This window comes from Streptomyces sp. NPDC006872, from assembly GCF_040635845.1.
GTDB lineage: Bacteria > Actinomycetota > Actinomycetes > Streptomycetales > Streptomycetaceae > Streptomyces.
Genome location: NZ_JBEYIL010000012.1, coordinates 336,777 through 342,776, shown reverse-complemented (window position 1 = coordinate 342,776; position 6,000 = coordinate 336,777). Strand labels below are relative to the sequence as shown.

The window sequence follows — 6,000 nt, the reverse complement described above, 5'->3', positions numbered from 1 at the left end:
ACCGAGGTCTCCAACTGGACCTTCGACCCCGTCCGCAAGCAGTACTTCTTCCACCGCTTCTTCTCCCACCAGCCGGACCTCAACTACGAGAACCCGGCCGTGCAGGAGGAGATCCTGGCCGCTCTGCGGTTCTGGCTGGACCTCGGCATCGACGGGTTCCGTCTCGACGCGGTGCCCTATCTCTTCGCGGCCGAGGGCACGAACTGCGAGAACCTGCCGCCCAGCCACCGGTTCCTGAAGCGGGTGCGGCGCGAGATCGACGCCATGTATCCCGACACGGTGCTGCTGGCGGAGGCCAACCAGTGGCCGGAGGACGTCGTCGACTACTTCGGCGACTACGCGGCCGGCGGCGACGAATGCCATATGGCGTTCCACTTCCCCGTCATGCCCCGCATCTTCATGGCGGTCCGCCGGGAGTCCCGCTACCCGGTCTCGGAAATCCTCGCCAAGACCCCGGCGATCCCGGCCAACTGCCAGTGGGGAATCTTCCTGCGGAACCACGACGAGCTCACCCTCGAAATGGTCACCGACGAGGAACGCGACTACATGTACGCCGAATACGCGAAAGACCCGCGTATGCGCGCCAACATCGGCATCCGGCGCAGGCTCGCCCCGCTCCTCGACAACGACCGCAACCAGATCGAGCTCTTCACCGCGCTCCTGCTGTCCCTGCCCGGCTCGCCGATCCTCTACTACGGCGACGAGATCGGCATGGGCGACAACATCTGGCTCGGCGACCGCGACGCCGTCCGCACACCGATGCAGTGGACGCCCGACCGCAACGCGGGCTTCTCGTCCTGCGACCCGGGCCGGCTGTCCCTCCCCGCGATCATGGATCCCGTCTACGGGTACCAGGTCACCAATGTCGAGGCGTCGATGTCGTCGCCCTCGTCGCTGCTGCACTGGACCCGGCGCATGATCGAGATCCGCAAGCAGAACCCCGCCTTCGGCCTCGGGACCTACACCGAACTGCAGTCCTCCAACCAGGCCGTCCTCGCGTTCCTGCGGGAGTACGAGGACGACCTGGTGCTGTGCGTGCACAACTTCTCGCGCTTCGCACAGCCCACCGAACTCGACCTGCGCCGCTTCGACGGGCGGTATCCCGTCGAGCTCTTCGGCGGTGTCCGGTTCCCCGCCATCGGTGAACTGCCCTATCTGCTCACCCTCGCGGGCCACGGCTTCTACTGGTTCCGGCTCACCAGAGCCGCGTCCCGGATCGGTCGCCGCCGGTGAGCGTGCGCCGCGGAAAGGATGGGTCACCGTGACGAAGACCGCACCCCTGCGGCCGAGCGGCGCGAGCGGCGTCCGCTCGGTCGGGCCGCTCGCCGCGCTGCTGCGGGAGTGGCTGCCGCGGCAGCGCTGGTTCGCCGGCAAGGACCGGCCCCTCACCGATCTGCGCATGCTGTCGATGACCGAGCTGTACCCGGGCTGTCTGCATCTGCTCGTGCACGCGGGTCAGTCGGGCGTCCCGACGCCCGGGGGCACTCCCCCGGCCGGTGACTGCTACCAGTTGCTCCTCGGTCTCCAGGAGCATCTGTCGCCGCGGCTGGGGCGGGCGCTGATCGGCAGGGTGGAGGACGGGCCGCTGGCCGGTCTGACGGTCCATGACGCGTTGCAGGACCCCCGGTCGACGCATCTGCTCCTGGAGCGGATGCGTCACCCCGGCCCGCTCGGCCCGCTGTGCTTCGAGTCGGACCCGTCCGTGTCGCTGCCCCCGGGGCTCGCGCCGCGGCTGCTGGAGGCCGAGCAGTCCAACACCTCGCTGGTGTACGGGGACGCGTTCATCCTGAAGATCTTCCGGCGTATCCAGCCCGGGGTGAATCCCGACCTGGAGGTGCCGGTCGCGCTGGCCGGACAGGGGTGCGGGCGGGTGCCCGCGCCCGTGGCCTGGTTCTCGACGACGCATCCGCAGGAGGCGACGCTCGGCGTGCTCCAGCCGTTCCTGCCCGACGCCTCGGACGGCTGGACGCTGGCGCTGCGGGCGCTCGCCCGCGGGGAGGACTTCGCGGCGGAGGCCGAGGAACTGGGGCGGGCCACGGCGGACGTCCATCTGGCGCTGGCCGCGGCCCTGCCGGCCGGCCCGGACGCGGAGGACGGCCGTACGGCGGCGGCGATGACCGAGCGGCTGGAGGCGGCCGCGCACCATGTGCCGGCGCTGCGGCCGTTCGTCCCGGGCCTGACCACCGCCTTCGGCGCGCTCTCCGTGTGCGATTCCGGTCCGCCCGCCCAGCGCATCCACGGCGATCTGCACCTCGGGCAGGTGCTGCGCGCCGGGCGCGACTGGTTCGTCATCGACTTCGAGGGCGAGCCGTCCCGTCCGCTGGCCGAGCGGCGCAGCGCCCACTCCCCGGTCCGGGACATCGCCGGGATGCTGCGCTCCTTCGACTACGCGGCCCGCCAGCGCCGGCCGTGGCGGCCCGAGTGGGCGCGCCGCTGCCGGGAGGCGTACTGCGCGGGCTACGCGGCCCGCGCGGGCTGGGACCCCCGCAAGAAACATGCCCTGTTGCGTGCCTACGAGACGGACCGAGCCGTGTACGAAGTGCTGTACGAGGCCCGTAACCGTCCCGACTGGCTCCCCGTACCCATGGCGGCGATCGAACGACTCGCCGTCCGAGGAGGCTGACCCCTGTGGCCCTGCGTGACACCTCTGAGCCCGAGTCGGCCGGCCCCCGCCCGCGCACGGCGCCCGCACTCGATCCGGCCGACCGCGGTCGTCTGCTCGTGGGCGCCCACCACGATCCGCACGCGCTGCTGGGCGCGCACCCGGTGGAGGGCGGGGTCGTCTTCCGGACCCTGCGGCCCTTCGCCGACGCCGTGAGCGTCCTGATCCACGGCGATCCCACCCCGCTGGTCTCGGAGGGCGACGGTCTCTTCGCCGTCGTGCTGCCGCTCGACTCGGTGCCCGCGTACCGGCTGCTGGTGTCGTACGAGGGCGCCGAGCACAAGGTGGACGACCCCTACCGCTTTCTGCCGGCCCTGGGCGATCTCGATCTGCATCTCATCCGTGAGGGGCGGCACGAGGAGCTGTGGAAGGCGCTGGGCTCCGAGCCGATGGCCCACCAGGGGGTGATCGGCACCCGGTTCACGGTGTGGGCGCCGAACGCCCAGGGGGTGCGGGTGGCCGGGGACTTCTGTTTCTGGGACGGGACGGCCTTCCCGATGCGCTCCCTCGGTGCGTCCGGGGTGTGGGAGCTGTTCCTGCCCGGGATCGGCGAGGGCGCCCGCTACAAGTTCGAGATCACCTCCCGTTACGGCCACCGCTTCCTGAAGGCCGACCCGATGGCCCGGCGCTCCGAGGTGCCGCCGGACACCGCGTCGATCGTGCACGCCTCGCACTACGAGTGGTCGGACGAGGAGTGGATGGCGCACCGGGGCGATGTTCTCGTGCACGTCGCGCCGTTCTCCGTCTACGAGGTCCATCTGCCCTCCTGGCGACCTGGACTGACGTACCGCCAGTTGGCGGAGGAGCTCCCGGCCTATGTCGACGATCTCGGTTTCACCCATGTGGAGTTCATGCCGGTCGCCCAGCATCCGTTCTCGGGCTCCTGGGGGTACCAGGTCACCGGCTTCTTCGCGCCGGCCTCCCGGCTCGGCACGCCGGACGACTTCAAGTACCTGGTGGACGCCCTGCACCGGGCCGGGATCGGCGTGATCGTGGACTGGGTGCCGGCGCACTTCCCCAAGGACGACTGGGCGTTGGCGCGGTTCGACGGGGACCCGCTGTACGAGCCCGGGGACTCACGGCGGGCCGAGCATCCGGACTGGGGGACCTACGAGTTCGACTTCGCGCGGGTCGAGGTGCGCAACTTCCTCGTGGCGAACGCCACTTACTGGTGTGAGGAGTTCCACGTCGACGGCCTGCGGGTGGACGCCGTCGCCTCCATGCTCTATCTCGACTATTCGCGGGACTCCGGGCAGTGGACGCCGAACGTGTTCGGCGGCCGGGAGGACCTGGACGCGATGGCGTTCCTGCAGGAGATGAACGCGACGGTGTACCGGCGCAGCCCCGGGGTCGTCACCATCGCGGAGGAGTCCACCGCCTGGGACGGGGTGACCCGGCCGACCGACAGCGGCGGTCTCGGCTTCGGGCTGAAGTGGAACATGGGGTGGATGCACGACTCGCTGCAGTACATCGGCAAGGAGCCGGTGCACCGCAAGTACCACCACAACGAGATGACCTTCTCGATGGTGTACGCCTACAGCGAGAACTACATCCTGCCCATCTCGCACGACGAGGTGGTGCACGGCAAGCAGGCGCTGGTCTCCAAGATGCCCGGCGACTGGTGGCAGCGGCGTGCCAACCACCGCGCGTACCTGGGCTTCATGTGGGCCCACCCGGGCAAGCAACTCCTCTTCATGGGCCAGGAGTTCGCCCAGGGCGCGGAGTGGTCCGAGCGCCACGGCCCGGAGTGGTGGCTGCTCGATCCCGGGTACGCGTCGGCGGGCGATCACCGAGGCGTGCGGGACCTGGTGCGTGATCTCAACACCGTCTACCGGGCCACCCCGGCCCTCTGGGAGCGCGACACCGACCCGGCCGGCTTCCGGTGGGTGCTCGGCGACGCCGCGGACGACAACGTCTTCGCGTTCCTGCGCCACGACGCCCACGGCGCTCCGCTGCTGGCCGTCAGCAACTTCTCCCCCGTCGTACGGCACGACTACCGGCTCGCCGTCCCCGGCGAGGTCGCGGCCTGGCGTGAGGTGCTCAACACCGACGCGGAAGCGTACGGCGGCGGCGGTGTCGGCCACCCGGCGCCCCTCGCGCCGGAGAACGGGGAGCTCAGGGTCACGCTGCCGCCGCTCGCCACGGTGTGGCTGGTGCCGGCGTCCGTGTGAACAGGCAGCGGACAGGGCAGTCGGGTGCGTACCACCCGCCAGAGAGAGGCCGAATCCCGTGCGCACCGTCGGAGTGGAGGAGGAACTCCTCCTGGTCGACCCGGAGACCGGGGAGCCGCAGGCCCTGTCCGCCGCCGTCCTGGCCCGCGCCTCGCGGTGCGAGACGGAGAAGGACGTCTTCGAGAAGGAACTGCACAAACAGATGCTCGAGTTCGCCACCCACCCGCAGTCGGGCATGGGCGAGCTCGGCGCGGAGATCGTGGACATGCGCCGGGAGGCGGCGCGGCACGCCCGGGACGCCGGGTGCGCGGTCGTCGCGCTCGCCTCGTCCCCGCTGCCGGTGAGCCCGTCCGTCAGCATGAACCGGCGCTACCAGTGGATGGCGGAGCAGTACGGCATCGCGACCCGCGAGCAGATGGTGTGCGGCTGCCATGTCCATGTGTCCGTCGACTCGGACGACGAGGGCGTCGCGGTCGTCGACCGGATCCGGCCCTGGCTGTCGGTGCTGTCGGCACTGAGTGCCAACTCACCGTTCTGGCAGGGCCGGGAGACGGACTACAGCAGCTATCGCAGCCGGGTGTGGGCGCGCTGGCCGTCGGCGGGGCCGACCGAGCTGTTCGGTTCGGCGGAGCGCTACCACCGGCAGGTGGCGGACATGGTGGCCACGGGCACCATCCTCGACGAAGGCATGATCTACTTCGACGCCCGGCTGTCGGCGCGCTATCCGACGGTGGAGGTGCGGGTGGCGGACGTCTGTCTCCACGCGGACACCGCCGTGCTGATCGCCACGCTGGTGCGCGGGCTCGTCGAGACCGCCGCCCGTGAGTGGGAGGCCGGCCGGGCGCCGCTGGACCACAGCGTGAGCCTGCTGCGGCTGGCCGGCTGGCGCGCCGCCCGCTCGGGGCTGAACGGAGATCTGCTGCACCCCGCGACCATGCGGCGGACCCGCGCCGAGACGGTCGTGCGGGCCCTGCTGGAGCATGTCGAGGACGCGCTGGCGGACAGTGGGGACCTGGAGCGGGCCCGTGCGTCCTGCGCCCGGCTGTTGCGGCACGGCAACGGCTCCCGGATCCAGCGCGACGTGTGGGAACGCACCGGTAATCTGCGCGAGGTGGTCACCGCCTGCGTGCGCCACACACAGGCCTGAGAAGGCCGCCGATCCCCCGC

At 71.0% G+C, this 6,000-nt stretch carries 4 protein-coding genes; all 4 read left to right on the top strand.

What is annotated here, in order from left to right:
* Positions 1-1,233: maltose alpha-D-glucosyltransferase (treS, locus tag ABZ725_RS33345; protein WP_358806207.1), on the top strand; the 1,233-nt coding region annotated here is incomplete at its 5' end.
* Positions 1,234-1,261: 28 nt separating this feature from the next.
* On the top strand, positions 1,262-2,623 hold the full coding sequence (locus ABZ725_RS33340) for a maltokinase (protein ID WP_351909674.1): 1,362 nt from the start codon (positions 1,262-1,264) through the stop codon (positions 2,621-2,623).
* 5 nt (positions 2,624-2,628) lie between these two features.
* Positions 2,629-4,833 carry a 1,4-alpha-glucan branching enzyme gene (gene glgB / locus ABZ725_RS33335; RefSeq protein WP_358806206.1) on the top strand — a complete coding sequence of 735 codons (2,205 nt, stop codon included), beginning with the start codon at positions 2,629-2,631 and terminating at the stop codon, positions 4,831-4,833.
* 58 nt (positions 4,834-4,891) lie between these two features.
* Positions 4,892-5,980, top strand: a complete 1,089-nt coding sequence (locus tag ABZ725_RS33330) for a glutamate--cysteine ligase (protein ID WP_358806205.1) — start codon at positions 4,892-4,894, stop codon at positions 5,978-5,980.
* The last annotated feature ends 20 nt before the right edge of the window (positions 5,981-6,000 follow it).